The sequence below is a fragment of the Siccirubricoccus sp. G192 genome, assembly GCF_019084075.1.
Taxonomy (GTDB): Bacteria; Pseudomonadota; Alphaproteobacteria; order Acetobacterales; family Acetobacteraceae; genus G192.
This window is the reverse complement of sequence record NZ_JAHREN010000001.1, coordinates 621,141-635,915: the sequence shown is the minus strand read 5'-3', so window position 1 is coordinate 635,915 and position 14,775 is coordinate 621,141. Positions and strand designations below refer to the sequence as shown.

Here is a 14,775-nt window from a genome sequence, read left to right as displayed (position 1 = left end):
CATGGCGGCCCATGAACTCGCCGCGAATGCGGTAGAAGGCGGCGCGCGCCGGGTGGGCGGGTGGTGCTGTCCCCGACGCTGCGGGAAGCACCGGCGATGCCGCATCCGCGCTGGGCGGGGGCAGGCGAGCCGCCGGCCGGGGCGCTGGCCCGGAGGGCTGGATCGGTCAGCGCAACGGACCAGGCCAGGGCGGGCGCCCCCCTTGCCCGCCCCCCGCGCCTCCCGCAGGGTGCGGCGCACAAGACCTGAAGGAGACCCGTCCATGCCCGCCGCGTCGCCGGCCCTGGCCAGCTTTGCCTCGCTCGATCCCCTGGTGCGGCCCCGCTCCGTCGCCCTGATCGGCGCCTCCGACGAACCGGCCCGCATCGGAGGCCGACCCATCGCCTATATGAAAAGCCAGGGCTTCCAGGGCACCATCTATCCGGTGAACCCGAAGCGGCCGAGCGTGCAGGGGATCCCCGCCTTCGCCTCGGTCAATGCGCTGCCGGAAGCACCCGATGTCGGCATCATCGCGGTCCCCGGCGAGCTGGCGATCCAGGCGCTGGAGGATCTCGGCGCCAAGGGCTGCCGTGCCGTCATCGTCTTCACCGCCGGCTTCGCGGAAATGGACGAGGCCGGCGCCGCCGCGCAGGACCGCATGACGGCGGTGGCGCGGAAATGGGGCATCCGCATGCTGGGGCCGAATTGCCTCGGCGTCTTCAATGCCTCCATCGCCTATTACGCCACCTTCTCGGCGAGTTTCGAGAAGGGCTGGCCGATCGCCGGGCGGATTGGCATCGCCTCGCAGTCCGGCGCCTATGGCACGCATATCTTCGCGGCGGCGCTGGACCGGCATCTCGGCACCCAGGTCTGCATCACCACCGGCAACGAGGCCGAGGTGGCGCTCGGCGATGTGCTGGGCTGGATGGCGCAGGCGCCGGAAGTGGATGTGATCTGCGCTTACGCTGAAGGAATACGCGAGAGCGAGCGCTTCCTGGCGGCGCTGGACCTGGCGCGGCGCAACCGCAAGCCGATCGTGATGATGAAGGTGGGGCGCAGCCAATTGGGCGGCGCCGCGGCGAAGTCCCACACCGCCTCCATCGCCGGCGACGACACGGTGACGCAGGCGGTGCTCGACGAATTCGGCGTGGTGCGGGCACGCACGACGGAGGAGATGCTGGATATCGCCTATGCCGCCGCCAAGCGCATCTACCCGGCGCGCAATACCCTGGGTGTGCTGACGGTCTCCGGCGGCGCCGGCGTGCTGATCTCGGATGCGGCGGAGGCCGCGGGCGTGGCGATGCCGCCGATGCCGGAGGAAGCGCAGGAGAAGCTGAAGGCCCTGGTGCCCTTCTGCGCGCCGCGCAACCCGGTGGACTGCACCGCGCAGGTGACGAACGACCTGTCGCTGATCGGGAAATTCGCCGACAGCGTGGCGCAGGACGGCGGCTATACCTCCATCCTCGCCTTCTGGTCGCAGACCGCCGCCGGCCGCAGCGTCGGGCCGCGCCTGCAGGAGCAGATGCGGGCGGTGCGTGCCGCCTATCCTGACCGGCTCTGGGTGATGTCCATGCTGGCGCCGAAGAAGGTGCAGGACTACGAGGCGGATGGCTGGCTGGTCTTCGAGGACCCCTCGCGCGCCGTGGTGGCGATCGAGGCCATGGGCCGCTTCGGCGCCGCCTTCGCCAAGGCGGAGGCGCCGCAGAAGAAGGTGCCGCTCCCCAAGGTGACCCTGCCCGCCGCCACCCCCTCCGAGGCGGTGGCCAAGGCGCTGCTGGCCGATGCGGGCGTGCCCGCCGTGCCGGAACATGCGGCCAGCGACAGCGAGGCGGCGGTCGCGGCAGCGGAGCAGATCGGTTATCCGGTCGTGCTGAAGATCCTCTCGCCCGATATCCTGCACAAGAGCGAGATCGGCGGCGTGCTGCTGGACGTGGCGGATGCCGATGCGGTGCGGCACGGCTTCGCCACGCTGCTGGACCGCGCCCGCCACCACGCGCCGGCGGCGCGGATCGAGGGCGTCCTCGTCGCCAAGCAGATCAAGGGCGCGGTGGAGATGGCGCTCGGCGTCTTCCGCGACCCGGTCTTCGGACCGGTGGCGATGGTGGGACTGGGTGGCATCTTCATCGAGGTCCTGAAGGACGTGTCCTTCCGCCGCTGCCCCTTCGGGGAGGCGGAGGCGGAGCGGATGATCCGCTCGCTGAAGGGCTTTCCGTTGCTGGACGGCGCGCGCGGCCGGCCCAAGGCGGACGTGCCGGCGCTGGCGCGCGCGCTCTCGGCGCTCTCCGCCTTCGCGGCCGCCGCCGGGCCGCGCCTGGAGAGCGTGGATGTGAACCCGCTGCTGGTCCTGCCCGAAGGCCAGGGCTGCTACGCGGCCGATGCGGTGGTGGAATTGGCGGCCCGATGACCGAAGGGCCGGATGGCCCGGAGGTCTGAATCGGCCCGCAAGACACAAGGCGGCCCGATGACCGCAGGGCCGCTTGGCCCGGAGGTCTGAATCGGTCCGTTGAAACAGGGGGGGGCGCTGAGATGCCGATCGTCACCGAGAAACTGCTGAATTACCCGATCCCGGAGGTCCGCCAGACGCTGCGCTGGCAGGACACCGCGCTGTATAATTTCTCCATCGGCCTCGGCCAGGACCCGATGGACGAGCGCCAGCTCGATTTCGTCTATGAGCCGCGGCTGAAGGCGATGCCCTCGATGCCGGTGGTGCTCGGCTCACCCGGCTTCTGGTCGCGCAACCCGGATACCGGCATCGACTGGGTGAAGATCGTGCATGGCGAGCAGGGGCTCACGCTGCACAAGCCCCTGCCCGTGGAGGGCGAGATCATCGGCCGCTCCCGCGTCACCGGCCTGGTGGACCGCGGCGAGGGCAAGGGCGCGCTGATGTATTCGGAGCGCGAGGTGGTGGATGCCCGCACCGGCGAAAAGCTGGCGACGCTCTCCAGCACCTCCTTCCTGCGCGGCGATGGCGGTTTCGGCGGCCCCACCGGCCCGGTGAAGCAGCCCCACCCCGAGCCGGAACGGGCGCCGGACCTGACGCTCGACCTCGCGACACGGCCGGAACAGGCGCTGGTCTATCGGTTGAACAGCGACCTCAACCCGCTGCATATCGACCCGGCTGTGGCCAAGGCGGCGGGCTTCCCGCGGCCGATCCTGCACGGGCTCTGCACCTTCGGCACGGTCTGCCACGCCCTGCTGCGCTCGCTGTGTGACTACGACACGGCGCGTTTCGGGCGGATGGACCTGCGCTTCTCCTCGCCGGTCTTCCCGGGCGAGACGATCCGCACCGAGATCTGGAAGGAAGCCGGCGGCGCCGCCTTCCGCGCCCGGGTGGTGGAGCGGGACAAGCTGGTGGTCAGCAACGGGCTGTTCCGCTTCGCCTGAGCGCCCGTGGCGGTGCCGATCGCCTGGCCGATGCTGGAGGCGTCGCGCATCACGCGCGACGCCGCCGAATTCGTCCTGGCCCAGGCCGAGGCCATGCTGAAGGCGCAGCTCGAAGGCGCCGACAAGCTCCAGTCCAGGCTGCTGACCCTCTTGACCCTCGCGGTCACCTTGGGATCGGCCGCGTTATCGGCGGGCGCGGCGGCGCTTGGCCTCTTCGGCAAGTCCGAGGGGCTGGTCCAGCAATGGCCCTGGTTCTTCGCGCCACCCCTGCTGGTGGCAGGCGGGGTCTGGCTGCTCGCCGCCTATACCGCGGCGGTGGCGATCCAGGGCGTGGTCCTGGCCTCGCCCGGCAAGGATCCGAGAAGCCTCTACAACGCCACTTTTCTGGAAGCTGAGCGCACCGAACTCGTACTCTACATGACCCGGGTGGTGGGCGAGGCGATCGAGGAGAACCAGAAGCCCGTGGACGACTTGGCGCGGGCGCTGCGCCTAGCCTCGGCGCGCCTCAGATTCGCACCGCTCTGGGGCGCGGCGATCGCCCTGGCCGCAGCCTTCCCAGCTAATTTCCGCTGAGCGTCAGCCGGCGCGCCGAGCCGACAGGACCTGCCTTGCCTCGTCCCGCGTCATGTTGCGGATCACATGGTCCGGCCGGGCCGGGAGGCTGCCGAGCGAAGGCCGTTGCGGCGCAGGCACCACCGGTTTCGCCGGTGCCGGCTTGGGCGGGGCTGGTGGCGGATTGGGCTTGGCCATCGGAATCTCGACCTCCTGCGGAGGCATATTGTCGTGCCGGGCCGGAATTTCCAACCTGATCCTCGCCGCTGCCCGGGTTGGCCGCAGCCGAATTGCCACCCCCCCTGGACCGCGGCCGCCCCGGAGGGTAGTTCCAAGCTCCCTCGCGGGAGGAGTTGGAATGATCAACAAGATCGTGCAGTCGCTCGCCGATGCCCTGGCCGGCATCAAGGACGGCTCCACCGTTCTCATCGGCGGCTTTGGCTCCGTCGGCCAGCCGGATGTGCTGATCGAGGCGCTGATCGAGCAGGGCGCCAAGGACCTCACCTGCGTTGCCAACAATGCCGGCAGCGGCCATATCGGCCTGGCGCGGCTGATGGAACTCGGGCGGGTGCGGAAGATGATCTGCTCCTTCCCCCGCTCCGCCGGTTCGGTGGTCTTCGAGCAGCTCTACCGTGAGGGGAAGATCGAGCTGGAGATCGTGCCCCAGGGCACCCTGGCGGAACGCATGCGCGCCGCCGGCGCCGGCATCCCCGCCTTCTACACCGCGACCGCCGCCGGCACCCTGCTGGCCCGCGGCAAGGACACGCGGGAATCCGACGGCCGGGAATACGTCATGGAGCGCGCGCTGCGTGGCGATGTGGCGCTGGTGGAAGCCTGGGAGGCCGATCGCTGGGGTAACCTGGTCTATCGGGGCTCGGGGGCCAATTTCAATCCGGTCATGGCCATGGCGGCGGACCTCACCATCGCCCAGGTGCAGCATGTCCGGGAGTTGGGCAGCCTTGATCCGCACCAGATCATGACGCCGGGCGTCTATGTGAACCGGGTGGTCCAGGTGGACCGCGGCGCACCCTGGACGGACTGACGGGTCAGCCTTAGGAATCCTGCGGGAGAAGGAAGCGAAGCATGCCGCAATTCAGCCGCGACCAGATGGCCGCGCGTCTTGCCCAGGATGTGCCGGAGGGTTGGTGCGTCAATCTCGGCATCGGCATCCCGACCATGGTGGCGAACCATGTGCCGCCGGAGCGGGAAGTGATCTTCCAGAGCGAGAACGGCATCATCGGCATGGGCCCAGCGCCCGCGCCGGACAGGGTCGATCCCTGGCTCATCAATGCCGGCAAGCAGGCCATCACCCTGGCGCCCGGCGCCTCCTTCGTTGGCCATGCCGATAGTTTCGCCATGATCCGCGGCGGGCATATCGATCTCTGCGTGCTCGGCGGCTTCGAGGTGGCGGAGAATGGCGACCTCGCCAATTGGGCGACCAGCGAGAACGACACGGCGCCCGCGGTGGGCGGCGCCATGGACCTCGCGGCCGGAGCCAAGCGGCTCTGGGTCATCATGGAGCATACCACCAAGGATGGCCGGCCGAAGCTGGTGGAACGCTGCGGCTATCCGCTGACCGGCCTCGCCTGCGTCAGCCGCGTCTATACCAATCTCGGCGTGATGGATGTGGTGCCCGGCCAGGGCTTCGTGGTGCGCGACCTGGCGCCCGGCGTGAGCTTCGAGGAATTGCAGGCGAAAAGCGGCGCCACCTTGCACCGCCCGAGCTGACCGAAGGGCTGCGACAGCCCCGCCTGGAGGATACGAGAATGAGCGCCGCGCTGGACGAAACCGAACGCGCCGAATCCATCCGCATGATCCGCGACAGCGCCGCCGCCGTGGCGCCGCCCGGCGGCGACCTCAAGCGGGTGCGGTCCTTGCGCTTCCAGGACCCTGGCTTCGATCCCGGCCTGGTCCGCCAGATGGGCGAGATGGGCTGGATCGGCCTCCGGGTGCCGGAGGCGCAGGGCGGCGCCGGGCTCGGCATGGGCGAGATGTGCGCGCTGGCCGAGGAAATGGGCGCGGCGCTGGTGCCGGAGCCGCTGATCCCCTGCGCGCTCTCGGCCGGGTTGCTGGCGGCGCTGGGCGGCGCCGGGCCTTTGGCGCATCTGCTGGCCGGCGAGATGGTGGTGCTGACCGCCTGGCAGGAGCGGGCCGATACGCTGGAGGTGCCCGGCAACCCGGATGCGCCGCGCAAATTCCTGCCCATGGCGGCCGGCGCCGACATGTTCCTGCTGCCGGTGCGGGAGGGCGGGCGGATCGCGCTTTACGAACAGCTTGCCGCCCGCGCCGATGTGACGATCGAACGCACCCAGGATGGCGGCAACCTCGGCACCCTGCGGCCCAATCCCGGCGACGCGAAGCGGCTGGCGGATGACGTGGGCGAGGCGCTGGCGCAGGCGCTGGACGAGGCGGCGCTGGTGACGGGCGCCTATCTGCTCGGCGGCATGGAACGCGCCTTCGCCATGACGCTCGACTACCTGCGGACGCGCAGCCAGTTCGGGAAGATCATCGGCACCTTCCAGGCGCTGCAGCACCGCGCCGCCGACCTGAAGATGCAGATCGCGCTGACCCGCGCGAGCATCGAGGCGGCCGCCGCCACGCTGGATGCCGGTGCCACCGGCGATGCGCGCCGCGCCGCCGTCTCGCGCGCCAAGGCACGGGCGGCGGAGGCCTCCATGCTGGTGACGCGGCAATGCATCCAGTTGCATGGCGGCATCGGCTATACCGACGATTATGATGTCGGCCTCTATCTGCGGAAGGCCATGGTGCTGGCCAACCAATATGGCAGCGCCACGCTGCATCGCCGGCGGTTCATGGCTGTTGCTCCGGAGACCGAGGAATGAGTGAAGCACCCGTGATGCGGCTCATCGAGGAGCGGGACGGCGCCGTGCTGGTGCTGACGCTCGACTATCCGGCGCGGCGCAATGCCTTCGCCATGCCGATCCGGATCGGGCTGATCGCGGCGCTGGAACGGGCGCAGAGCGACAAATCCATCCGCGCCATCGTCATCACCGGCTCGGGCGGGCATTTCTGCTCCGGCGGCGACATCTCCGGCATGGACGTGAAGACGCCGCTGGATGGGCGGGAGCGGATGCGGCTCTCGCACCAGCTCGTCCGCCTGATGGTGATGGGCAGCGTGCCCGTGGTGGCGGCGGTGGAGGGCTTCTGCGTCGGCGCGGGCCTCTCGCTCGCCTGCGCCTGCGACACCATCGTGGCGGCGGAGGATGCGCGGCTGGCCGCCGGCTTCGGCCGGATCGGGCTGATGGCCGATCTCGGCCTGCCGCATACCCTGCCGGTCCGCGTCGGCCAGGGCCGGGCGCGGCAGATCCTGTTCTACCACCAGCAGATGACGGCGACCGAGGCCGAGCGCATCGGGCTGGTGGACCAGGTGGTGCCGAAGGGCCATGCGCTGGCCACCGCCATGGAGAAGGCGCGCTTCCTGGCCGAACAGGCGCCGGCGCCGATGGCGCTGACCAAGCAGATGCTGGGCGAGGGGCTGGACCGCGCGCTGGAGCAGGAGCGGCATTTCCAGGCCACGCTGTTCCTGACGGAGGATTTCGCCGAGGGCCGCGCCGCCTTCCTCGGCAAGCGGCAACCGGAATTCAAAGGGAGCTGATGCGATGAGTGCCGTGACCATTCCCGCGCCGGCCGAACTCGACAGCCTCGACGACGAGGATTTCCGCCTGGTGGTGCGCCGCTTCCTCGCGGAGAACTACCCGGAGGAACTCCGCAACCCGCCGAAGCGCCTGCATTGGAGCGAGAACCAGGGCTGGTATTTCAAGCTCGCCGAGAAGGGCTGGCTCTGCCCGGGCTGGCCGAAGGAGCATGGCGGGCTCGGCCTCTCGCCCACCAAGCAGATCATCCTCACCGAGGAATACGAACGCCACGGCGTGGCCCGCACCAATGACCACGGCATCGTCATGCTCGGGCCGCTGGTGATCAAATACGGCACCGAGGAGCAGAAGCAGCGCTTCCTGCCGAAGATCCTGACGGGCGAGCATATCTGGTGCCAGGGCTATTCCGAGCCCAATGCCGGCAGCGACCTGGCGGCGCTCAGGACCGAAGCGGTGCTGGATGGCGACCATTACGTGGTCAATGGCCAGAAGACCTGGACGACGCTCGCCACCGACGCCAACTGGATCTTCCTGCTCGTCCGCACCGACAAGAATGCGAAGAAGCAGGAGGGCATCTCCTTCCTGCTGGTGGACATGCAGACACCAGGCATCACCGTGCGGCCGATCATCAACCTCGAGATGCATGACGAGTTCTGCGAGGTCTTCTTCGACAATGTCCGCGTGCCGAAGGAAAATCTCGTCGGCCAGCTCAACAAGGGCTGGGACATGGCGAAGGCGCTGCTCGGCTTCGAGCGCATCTTCATCGGCTCCCCCCGCCAATCCGCCTATGCGCTGTCCCGCCTGAAGATCCTGGCCGAGCGCATGGGGGTCTGGGAGGATCTGGAATTCCAGGACCGCTACGCCCGCCTCCGGCTGGAACTTGAGGATCTGAAGGCGCTCTACGGCGTCTATGTGAGCAAGCTGAAGCGCGGCGAGAGCCTCGGCCCGGATGTCTCCATGCTGAAGATCATCCAGACCGAACTCTTCCAGAGCATCACCGACACGATGCTGGAAGTGGGCGGCGAGAATGCCGGACTGCTGGAGCCGATGGAGGGCAACCGCGACCTGAATATCGGTGGGCTGTACATCCAGGCGCGGCCGGCGACGATCTATGGCGGCAGCAACGAGATCCAGCGGAACATCCTGAGCAAGAACGTGCTTGGGTTGCCGGGATAGGGCGCCGCGCCCTCGCCCGGGTTCAGCCGAGGGCGAAGGCCACCAGCCGGTCGAGCGTGAAGCGTTTCGCGCCCTGCGCGATGCCGGGTAGCGGCGCGAAGCCGCGGGCACTGTGCAGGAAGGAGGATTTGTCGCACCAGAGCATCCCGATCAGGGTCTCGGCGACAATCCGGCTGCCGACCGGCCCGAGATGCTGGCCACCGCAGCCGACGGCCGGCTCGTTCGGGTCGTGGGTAACGCCGTAATACTCGGCCTCCCGCAGGATGTAGTACCAGAGCGGCGTGTTGCCGCGGAGCGCGCCATCAGGCCGGTCCAGCCATTCCGCCTTGACCTTGGCCCGCGCGGCGCGCGTCTCGGCGATGGCCTGCTTCACCTCCTCGCCCGCCTTCGTGGCATCGAACAGGCGCGAGCCCGCGTCCCACAGGATATCGTCCGGCAGTGGCGCGATGCCGAGATGCATCGCGACCGCCTGGCCCGAGGGAAGGCGCAGCATCTGGCCGCGTTGCAGGTTGCGGAAGGCCAGGTTGCGCACCCAATCCGGCTTGGCCCCGCGAAACTCCGGCAGGTCCGCCAGCGGGCCGGCCAGCAATGCGTCGATCCGGTAGGAGGGCTGCGGCACCTTGAAGCCCGGCCCTGTTTTCGTGCCAAGCTCGCCATCCAGGAAGTAGCCCCAGTCGATGCCCCAGTGATCGGGCAGGGTGCCGGGGAAGCCGTTCATGTTCTTGCGGGGGTCGGGGTCGCCCGAGAAGGTCGGGATGCGCGGCTGGTCAGCGGCATTGGGATCGGTGGTGAAGACAACCGAGTTCAGCGCATAGCTCGGCCGCACCATGGAATGCCCGAAGCGGAAGGCAGCGCCGGAGAATTCGACCGGCATATAGGCGTAGTGCGCCTTGGCCTGGAGATAGTTGGTCAGGCGCGGCGTGCCGCCCGGGTTCAGCACCTCCGTCACCATGCCGGGTTCGCAGATGCGCTCCAGATAGTCATGCAGCACCACCCATTGGTAGTGCCAGCGGAGGATGGCGGCCGCGGCCTGGAACCGGTCGGGGTCGCGGGTCGGGTCGGCGCCGAAGCTGCGGATCAGCGCATCGTCGCCCACGACCTTGTTGTGGAAGGCGATGAGCGCGCCATGGATCTGCGAGACGATCTTGTTTTCGTCGTTGCGCTTATCGCCGAGCACCGGGATGCCGCTGGGGTCGAGCCGGAACAGGTCATGCCGCGTGCCGGTCCCGGCTCCGCCCGAATCCATCGCGCGGCCGACCCGCAGCCGGAGTCCGTCGTAGAGATAGGGCTGGTCGTCGGGACCGCGTCCATAGACGTTGTCGAGATCGAGCGCCGGTGAGCGGAAATCGACCAGGGCGCTGACATCCACCTCGGAGGCGTTCAGCGGCGTGGGGTCGAAGGTGATGTCGTGGTCCACGAACTGGCCGAAATAGGTGTAGCCGGCGGGGAGCGTGGGATTCTCGTCCACCGGTTCGAGTTCCGTGATCGGCGCCCCGACATCCTCCTTGATCATCGCCTCGGCGATGGCGCGCAGCGCGGCCTCCGGCAGCTTCAGTGCCGGCCTGACCTGCTGCGGATCGAACATCTGGCCAAATCGGCCGAAGGCGACGCCGGGCAGGGCGCCAGCCGCCAGGCCGCGATTGTCACTGCCATGTCCTGCCATGATCCTGTCCTTTCACCCGCCAAGCCAGGCCGAGCGACGCCTGGCCGGGGACGCGACAACCGGCGCGGGTGAGGCTAGTCCTTTGCTCCGGTGCGACTGTGCCTCTCTCGGGAATTTCAACTTTGCCGTGGCCTGAATCCGGCCTCGCGCCAGACGCGGATTGACCCCTCTTCGGCGGCGCGGGACCATGCAGCCGATGCAGCAGGGGAACGCCGCCGACATGACCACGACCGATCTCTGGCGCCTCTCCGCCACCGCCCTCGCCACCCGCATCCGTGCGCGCGATGTCTCCGCCACCGAAGCCGCGCGCGATGCCCTCGCCCGGCTCGATGCGGTGAATCCGCGCATCAATGCCGTGATCGCGCACAACCCCGAGGAAACCCTCGCCGAGGCCGCCGCCGTGGATGCGGCCCTGGCCCGTGGCGAGGACCCCGGGCCGATGGCCGGCGTCCCCGTCACCATCAAGGTGAATGCGGACCAGAAGGGCTGGGCCACCACCAATGGGCTGCGCCTCCAACGCGACCTGATCGCCGAGCAGGACAATCCGGTGGTGGCGAATTTCCGCCGCGCCGGCGCCGTGATCCTCGGCCGCACCAATACGCCCGCCTTCTCGCTGCGTTGGTTCACCAACAACCAGGTGCATGGGCATACGAAGAACCCGCGCGATCCCGGCATAACCCCGGGCGGCTCCTCGGGCGGGGCGGCGGCGGCCACGGCGGCGGGCATCGGCACCATTGGGCATGGCACGGATATCGGCGGTTCCATCCGCTATCCCGCCTATGCCTGCGGCATCCACGGCCTGCGCCCGACCATCGGCCGCATCGCCGCCTTCAACGCCTCCGGCGCGGAACGGGCGATCGGCGCGCAGTTGATGGCGGTCTCCGGCCCCATCGCCCGGACCATGGCGGATATCCGCCTGGGGCTCGCGGCGCTGAGCCAGCCCGATCCGCGCGATCCCTGGTATGTGCCGGCGCCGCTGGAAGGCCCGCCCGCGCCGCAGCGCGCCGCACTCTGCATCGCGCCCGAGGGCATGAAGGTGCAGCCCGAGGTGGAAGCCGCGCTGCGCGACGCCGCCCGCCGCCTGGAGGCCGCCGGCTGGACGGTGGAGGAGGTGTCGGAGACGCCGCCCTTGCAGGAGCCCGCCCATCTCCAGGCCATGCTCTGGCTGGCCGAGACGCGCCGCAACCTCGGCACCGTCATCGCCCGCGAGGCCGACCCGGAGGCCACCGTCATCTATGGCTATATGGAACGGCTCTGCCCCAGCCCGGATCTCGGCGCCTTCCAGGACGCCTTGCAGCGCCGCGCCGGGCTGCTGCGGCAATGGCTGCTGTTCTTCGAGCGCTACCCGGTGCTGCTGATGCCGACCTCCGGCGAATTGCCTTTCCGCGACCAGTCCGACGTGGCGAGCTTCGAGGATTTCCAGCGTATCCTGGCGGCGCAACTGCCGCAGGTGGGCCTGCCGCTGCTGAGCCTGCCGGGCCTGGCCGTCGCCACCGGCCTGGTCGGCCGCGTGCCGGTGGGCGTGCAGCTCGTCGCCGGCCGCTACCGGGAGGACCTGCTGCTGAAGGCCGGCGAGGCGATCGAGGCCGGCGGCGTGCCGCCCGCGCCGATCGACCCGGCCTGAACGGCAGCGGAGCCCGGGGAAGCCGCCACATGCGCCCCTGCCTGCTACTTGCCGCCGCCCTCCTGGCGGGCTGCACCGGCTCCGGTACCCGCGAGTCCTGCGGGCCGCGCGGCGTGCCGCTGGTCAATGCCTCCGGCCTGGTGGTGGAGCAGCTCTATCTCGGCACCGGCACGCCGCCGGCCTGGGGCACGGAGTTGCTCGGCCGGGCCGGGCTGCCGGCCGGCGCCGGCATGACGCTGCCGCTGCCGGGCACCGGCAGCCATGCGCTGCGCGCCGTCTGGGCCAATGGGCGGGCGGTGGAATTGCAGGGGATGGATGGCTGCGCCACCGGGCGCATCACCATCCTGGATGGCGGCCTTCGCGCCGAATAGGTTGCCCGCCTACAGCGGCGTGCCGAATTGATGGTTCGGCACGCCGCTGTAACCTATTGTTTGTAGAGCGGATTCACGCCTCCGGGCGGTTCCGTCCTGCGGCGATCCGCTCTATTCCGCGGCGAACCGCACCCTGGCCGGCAGCACCGCCCGCAGCGCCGCGACCAGCTCGGCGATCATCGCATCCGTATGGAAGGGCGTGGCGCAGAGCCGCAGCCGTTCCGTGCCGCGCGGTACGGTGGGGTAGTTGATCGGCGTGGCATAGAGCCCATGCTCCTGTAGCAGGCGGCGCGCCACCTGCCGGCAGAGTTCGGCCTCGCCCACCGCGACCGGCACGATATGGCTCGGCCCGGGGATGCGCGGCAGGCCGGCCGCGTCCAGCGCCGATTTCAGCGCCGCCGCGCGTTCCGCCAGCCGCTCCCGCCGGGCGGGGTCGCGGCGCAGCAGCCGCACGCTCTCCAGCGCCGCGCCGGCCACCGCGGGGGGTAGGGCGGTGGTGAAGATCAGCCCGCCGGCCACGCTGCGGATATAGTCCACCATATCGGCATCGCCGGCGATGTAGCCGCCCAGCACGCCAAACCCCTTGGCCAGCGTGCCCTCGATCAGGTCCACCTGCTGCGCCACGCCGTCACGCTCGGAAATGCCGCCGCCGGTCGGGCCATAGAGGCCCACGGCATGCACCTCATCGAGATAGGTCAGTGCGCCGTAACGCTCGGCCAGGTCGCAGATGGCGCCGATCGGGGCGATGTCGCCATCCATGGAATAGACGCTCTCGAAGGCGATCAGCTTGGGCGCCTCGGCCGGTGCGGCGGCCAGTTGCGCCTCCAGGTCGTCGAGGTCGTTGTGCCGCCAGATATGCCGCACCGCGCCCTTGGCGCCGCGCATGCCGGCGATCATCGAGGCGTGGTTCTTGGCGTCGCTGAAGACATGGAAGCCCGGCAGCGCCTCCAGCACCGCGGCGATGCCGGCCTCATTGGAGATGTAGCCGCTGCCGAAGAGCAGCGCCGCGCCCTTGCCATGCAGTGCTGCCAGTTCCTCCTCCAGCGCCGCATGCAGGGGCGAGGTGCCGGAGATGTTGCGGGTGCCGCCGGCGCCGGCGCCATGCGCCGCGATGGCCCGGGTCGCCGCCGCCAGCACCGCCGGGTGGGTGCCCATGCCGAGATAGTCGTTGGAGGACCAGACGGTGACCTCGCGCGGCCCCTCCGCCCCATGCCAGCGATAGACCGGGAAGCGGTCCGCCAGCCGTTCCAGCCGGGCGAATTCCCTGTAGCGGCCCTCCTGGCGGAGGCTGGCCAGGCTGTCGCGGCAATGGGCAAGGAAGGCGGCGCGCGTGCTCATCGTCCGGAGGTATAATGGCATGGTCGGCGAAATGCCCCATGAATCAGCCGCAACCCTGTGCCGCGGCGGGGAGATCATGGGCGGAGAATGCCGTAGCGGCATAACCCCGGACATGACCTGGATCAAGAAGGCCCGGCTTTTGCGACCCGGCCTCGACCCTAGCCGGGATGCCGCCGCGGCTGGGGCGCCACCGCCGGTCGTGCCGCCTCCACCTCCGCCTGCAAGGCCAGGAAACGCGCAAAGAAATGCGTCGCGAAGGCGCGGTAGGCGGCGGGGTCGGCCGCGCGCCAGTCATAGAAGCCGAGGCCCGCATCGGCCCCCGTCTCGCCCCGCTGCGGCAGGTCCAGCACGAAGGATGCCGCCTCGCCTCCCTGGTGCAGCAACGGCACCAGCCCGGCCTGGGAGGCGGCATGGGTGCCGAGGCCGGAAAGATCCTTCTGCTCGATCAGCCCGGTCACCGCCATGCGCGGCCCGAGCATCCGCCGCACCACCAGGTCCACCGTGGCGGCATCCACCACGCCCTCCTGGATGAGGTGATAGGCCTCGTTCGCCATGGCGTGCTGCAACCGGTTGATGAGGGCGCCGGGCACCGGCCGGTTGAGCCGCAGCGCCTGCTTGCCGGTGCGGGCCAGCGCGGCCTCCACCGCCCCCAGCATCGCCGGATCGGATTGGCGCACCGCGATCAGCTCGGCATAGGCGAAGGTCTCGGCGGGCTGCATGTAGTGCAGGCCGCAGAAGCGCGCCGGATGCGCCAGTGCATCCGCCAGCTCCTGCAAGGGCAGGACCGAGGTATTGGAGGCGATGATGCAGCGCCCGCCCCAGGCGGCCTCGATGCCGGCCAGGAAATCGCGCTTCAGCGCCAGGTCTTCCGGGATGCTCTCGATCAGCAGGTCGGGCGGCGGCCCCTCCGCCCGGCCGATCCGCCGCACGCCCGCCGGCAGGCCGGGCTTGGGGGCGGCCGGGTCGCGGCTCAGCAACCGGCAGTCGAAGCCGGCGGCGGCGAAGCTGCGCAGGATGCCCATGCCCATCACGCCGCCGCCGGCGACGCAGACGCTGCTGATCTCCATGCGCTTC

At 69.8% G+C, this 14,775-nt stretch carries 13 protein-coding genes; 10 read left to right on the top strand and 3 right to left on the bottom strand.

Annotated features, from left to right (window positions below):
* The first annotated feature begins 262 nt into the window (after positions 1 to 262).
* The 8 genes from KSF81_RS02975 to KSF81_RS02940 all read left to right on the top strand — a co-directional run bounded on the left by KSF81_RS02975 (position 263) and on the right by KSF81_RS02940 (position 8,705).
* Positions 263 to 2,383 carry an acetate--CoA ligase family protein gene (locus tag KSF81_RS02975; RefSeq protein ID WP_217377670.1) on the top strand — a complete coding sequence of 707 codons (2,121 nt, stop codon included), beginning with the start codon at positions 263 to 265 and terminating at the stop codon, positions 2,381 to 2,383.
* Positions 2,384 to 2,505: 122 nt separating this feature from the next.
* The gene (locus tag KSF81_RS02970) at positions 2,506 to 3,363 is read left to right on the top strand and encodes a MaoC family dehydratase (protein ID WP_217377669.1); all 858 of its coding nucleotides are present in this window, start codon (positions 2,506 to 2,508) and stop codon (positions 3,361 to 3,363) included.
* Positions 3,364 to 3,369: 6 nt separating this feature from the next.
* The gene (locus KSF81_RS02965; protein ID WP_217377668.1) at positions 3,370 to 3,936 is read left to right on the top strand and encodes a hypothetical protein; all 567 of its coding nucleotides are present in this window, start codon (positions 3,370 to 3,372) and stop codon (positions 3,934 to 3,936) included.
* 337 nt (positions 3,937 to 4,273) lie between these two features.
* Positions 4,274 to 4,957: a 3-oxoacid CoA-transferase subunit A gene (locus KSF81_RS02960; RefSeq protein ID WP_217377667.1), complete on the top strand. Its 684-nt coding sequence runs from the start codon at positions 4,274 to 4,276 to the stop codon at positions 4,955 to 4,957.
* Positions 4,958 to 4,998: 41 nt separating this feature from the next.
* Complete coding sequence (locus tag KSF81_RS02955; RefSeq protein ID WP_217377666.1) at positions 4,999 to 5,643, top strand: 3-oxoacid CoA-transferase subunit B; 645 nt, start codon at positions 4,999 to 5,001, stop codon at positions 5,641 to 5,643.
* Between the two features lie 38 nt (positions 5,644 to 5,681).
* Positions 5,682 to 6,758: an acyl-CoA dehydrogenase family protein gene (locus KSF81_RS02950; RefSeq protein WP_217377665.1), complete on the top strand. Its 1,077-nt coding sequence runs from the start codon at positions 5,682 to 5,684 to the stop codon at positions 6,756 to 6,758.
* Positions 6,755 to 7,531 (top strand): enoyl-CoA hydratase/isomerase family protein, encoded by a 777-nt coding sequence (locus tag KSF81_RS02945; protein WP_217377664.1) that lies wholly within the window; start codon positions 6,755 to 6,757, stop codon positions 7,529 to 7,531. The genes KSF81_RS02950 and KSF81_RS02945 overlap by 4 nt, the downstream gene beginning before the upstream one ends.
* Positions 7,532 to 7,535: 4 nt before the next feature.
* Positions 7,536 to 8,705 (top strand): acyl-CoA dehydrogenase family protein, encoded by a 1,170-nt coding sequence (locus KSF81_RS02940; RefSeq protein WP_217377663.1) that lies wholly within the window; start codon positions 7,536 to 7,538, stop codon positions 8,703 to 8,705.
* A 22-nt stretch (positions 8,706 to 8,727) separates the two neighbouring features.
* Here KSF81_RS02940 and KSF81_RS02935 read toward each other — a convergent pair whose 3' ends face one another.
* The gene (locus KSF81_RS02935; protein WP_217377662.1) at positions 8,728 to 10,368 is read right to left on the bottom strand and encodes a heme peroxidase family protein; all 1,641 of its coding nucleotides are present in this window, start codon (positions 10,366 to 10,368) and stop codon (positions 8,728 to 8,730) included.
* A gap of 220 nt (positions 10,369 to 10,588) precedes the next feature.
* On the opposite strand from KSF81_RS02935, the gene KSF81_RS02930 reads away from it, so the two are divergent.
* Positions 10,589 to 11,992 carry an amidase family protein gene (locus KSF81_RS02930; protein WP_217377661.1) on the top strand — a complete coding sequence of 468 codons (1,404 nt, stop codon included), beginning with the start codon at positions 10,589 to 10,591 and terminating at the stop codon, positions 11,990 to 11,992.
* 29 nt (positions 11,993 to 12,021) lie between these two features.
* Positions 12,022 to 12,363, top strand: coding sequence for a hypothetical protein (locus KSF81_RS02925; protein ID WP_217377660.1), 342 nt, complete (start codon positions 12,022 to 12,024; stop codon positions 12,361 to 12,363).
* A 111-nt stretch (positions 12,364 to 12,474) separates the two neighbouring features.
* Here the strand turns inward: KSF81_RS02925 and hemA are convergent, their stop codons facing one another.
* Both hemA and KSF81_RS02915 read right to left on the bottom strand, forming a co-directional pair.
* Positions 12,475 to 13,701 (bottom strand): 5-aminolevulinate synthase, encoded by a 1,227-nt coding sequence (hemA, locus tag KSF81_RS02920; protein ID WP_217377659.1) that lies wholly within the window; start codon positions 13,699 to 13,701, stop codon positions 12,475 to 12,477.
* Between the two features lie 158 nt (positions 13,702 to 13,859).
* Positions 13,860 to 14,768, bottom strand: coding sequence for a 3-hydroxyacyl-CoA dehydrogenase NAD-binding domain-containing protein (locus tag KSF81_RS02915; protein WP_217377658.1), 909 nt, complete (start codon positions 14,766 to 14,768; stop codon positions 13,860 to 13,862).
* Positions 14,769 to 14,775: the final 7 nt, after the last annotated feature.

What these genes read in the sequence shown, in the direction of transcription:
- KSF81_RS02940 (WP_217377663.1), top strand. Translation starts at nt 7,536, where the DNA reads ATGAGTGCCGTGACCATTCCCGCGCCGGCCGAACTCGACAGCCTCGAC.
- KSF81_RS02935 (WP_217377662.1), bottom strand. Translation starts at nt 10,368, where the DNA reads ATGGCAGGACATGGCAGTGACAATCGCGGCCTGGCGGCTGGCGCCCTG.
- KSF81_RS02945 (WP_217377664.1), top strand. Translation starts at nt 6,755, where the DNA reads ATGAGTGAAGCACCCGTGATGCGGCTCATCGAGGAGCGGGACGGCGCC.
- KSF81_RS02970 (WP_217377669.1), top strand. Translation starts at nt 2,506, where the DNA reads ATGCCGATCGTCACCGAGAAACTGCTGAATTACCCGATCCCGGAGGTC.
- KSF81_RS02925 (WP_217377660.1), top strand. Translation starts at nt 12,022, where the DNA reads ATGCGCCCCTGCCTGCTACTTGCCGCCGCCCTCCTGGCGGGCTGCACC.
- KSF81_RS02915 (WP_217377658.1), bottom strand. Translation starts at nt 14,768, where the DNA reads ATGGAGATCAGCAGCGTCTGCGTCGCCGGCGGCGGCGTGATGGGCATG.
- KSF81_RS02955 (WP_217377666.1), top strand. Translation starts at nt 4,999, where the DNA reads ATGCCGCAATTCAGCCGCGACCAGATGGCCGCGCGTCTTGCCCAGGAT.
- KSF81_RS02950 (WP_217377665.1), top strand. Translation starts at nt 5,682, where the DNA reads ATGAGCGCCGCGCTGGACGAAACCGAACGCGCCGAATCCATCCGCATG.
- KSF81_RS02975 (WP_217377670.1), top strand. Translation starts at nt 263, where the DNA reads ATGCCCGCCGCGTCGCCGGCCCTGGCCAGCTTTGCCTCGCTCGATCCC.
- KSF81_RS02930 (WP_217377661.1), top strand. Translation starts at nt 10,589, where the DNA reads ATGACCACGACCGATCTCTGGCGCCTCTCCGCCACCGCCCTCGCCACC.
- KSF81_RS02960 (WP_217377667.1), top strand. Translation starts at nt 4,274, where the DNA reads ATGATCAACAAGATCGTGCAGTCGCTCGCCGATGCCCTGGCCGGCATC.
- hemA (WP_217377659.1), bottom strand. Translation starts at nt 13,701, where the DNA reads ATGAGCACGCGCGCCGCCTTCCTTGCCCATTGCCGCGACAGCCTGGCC.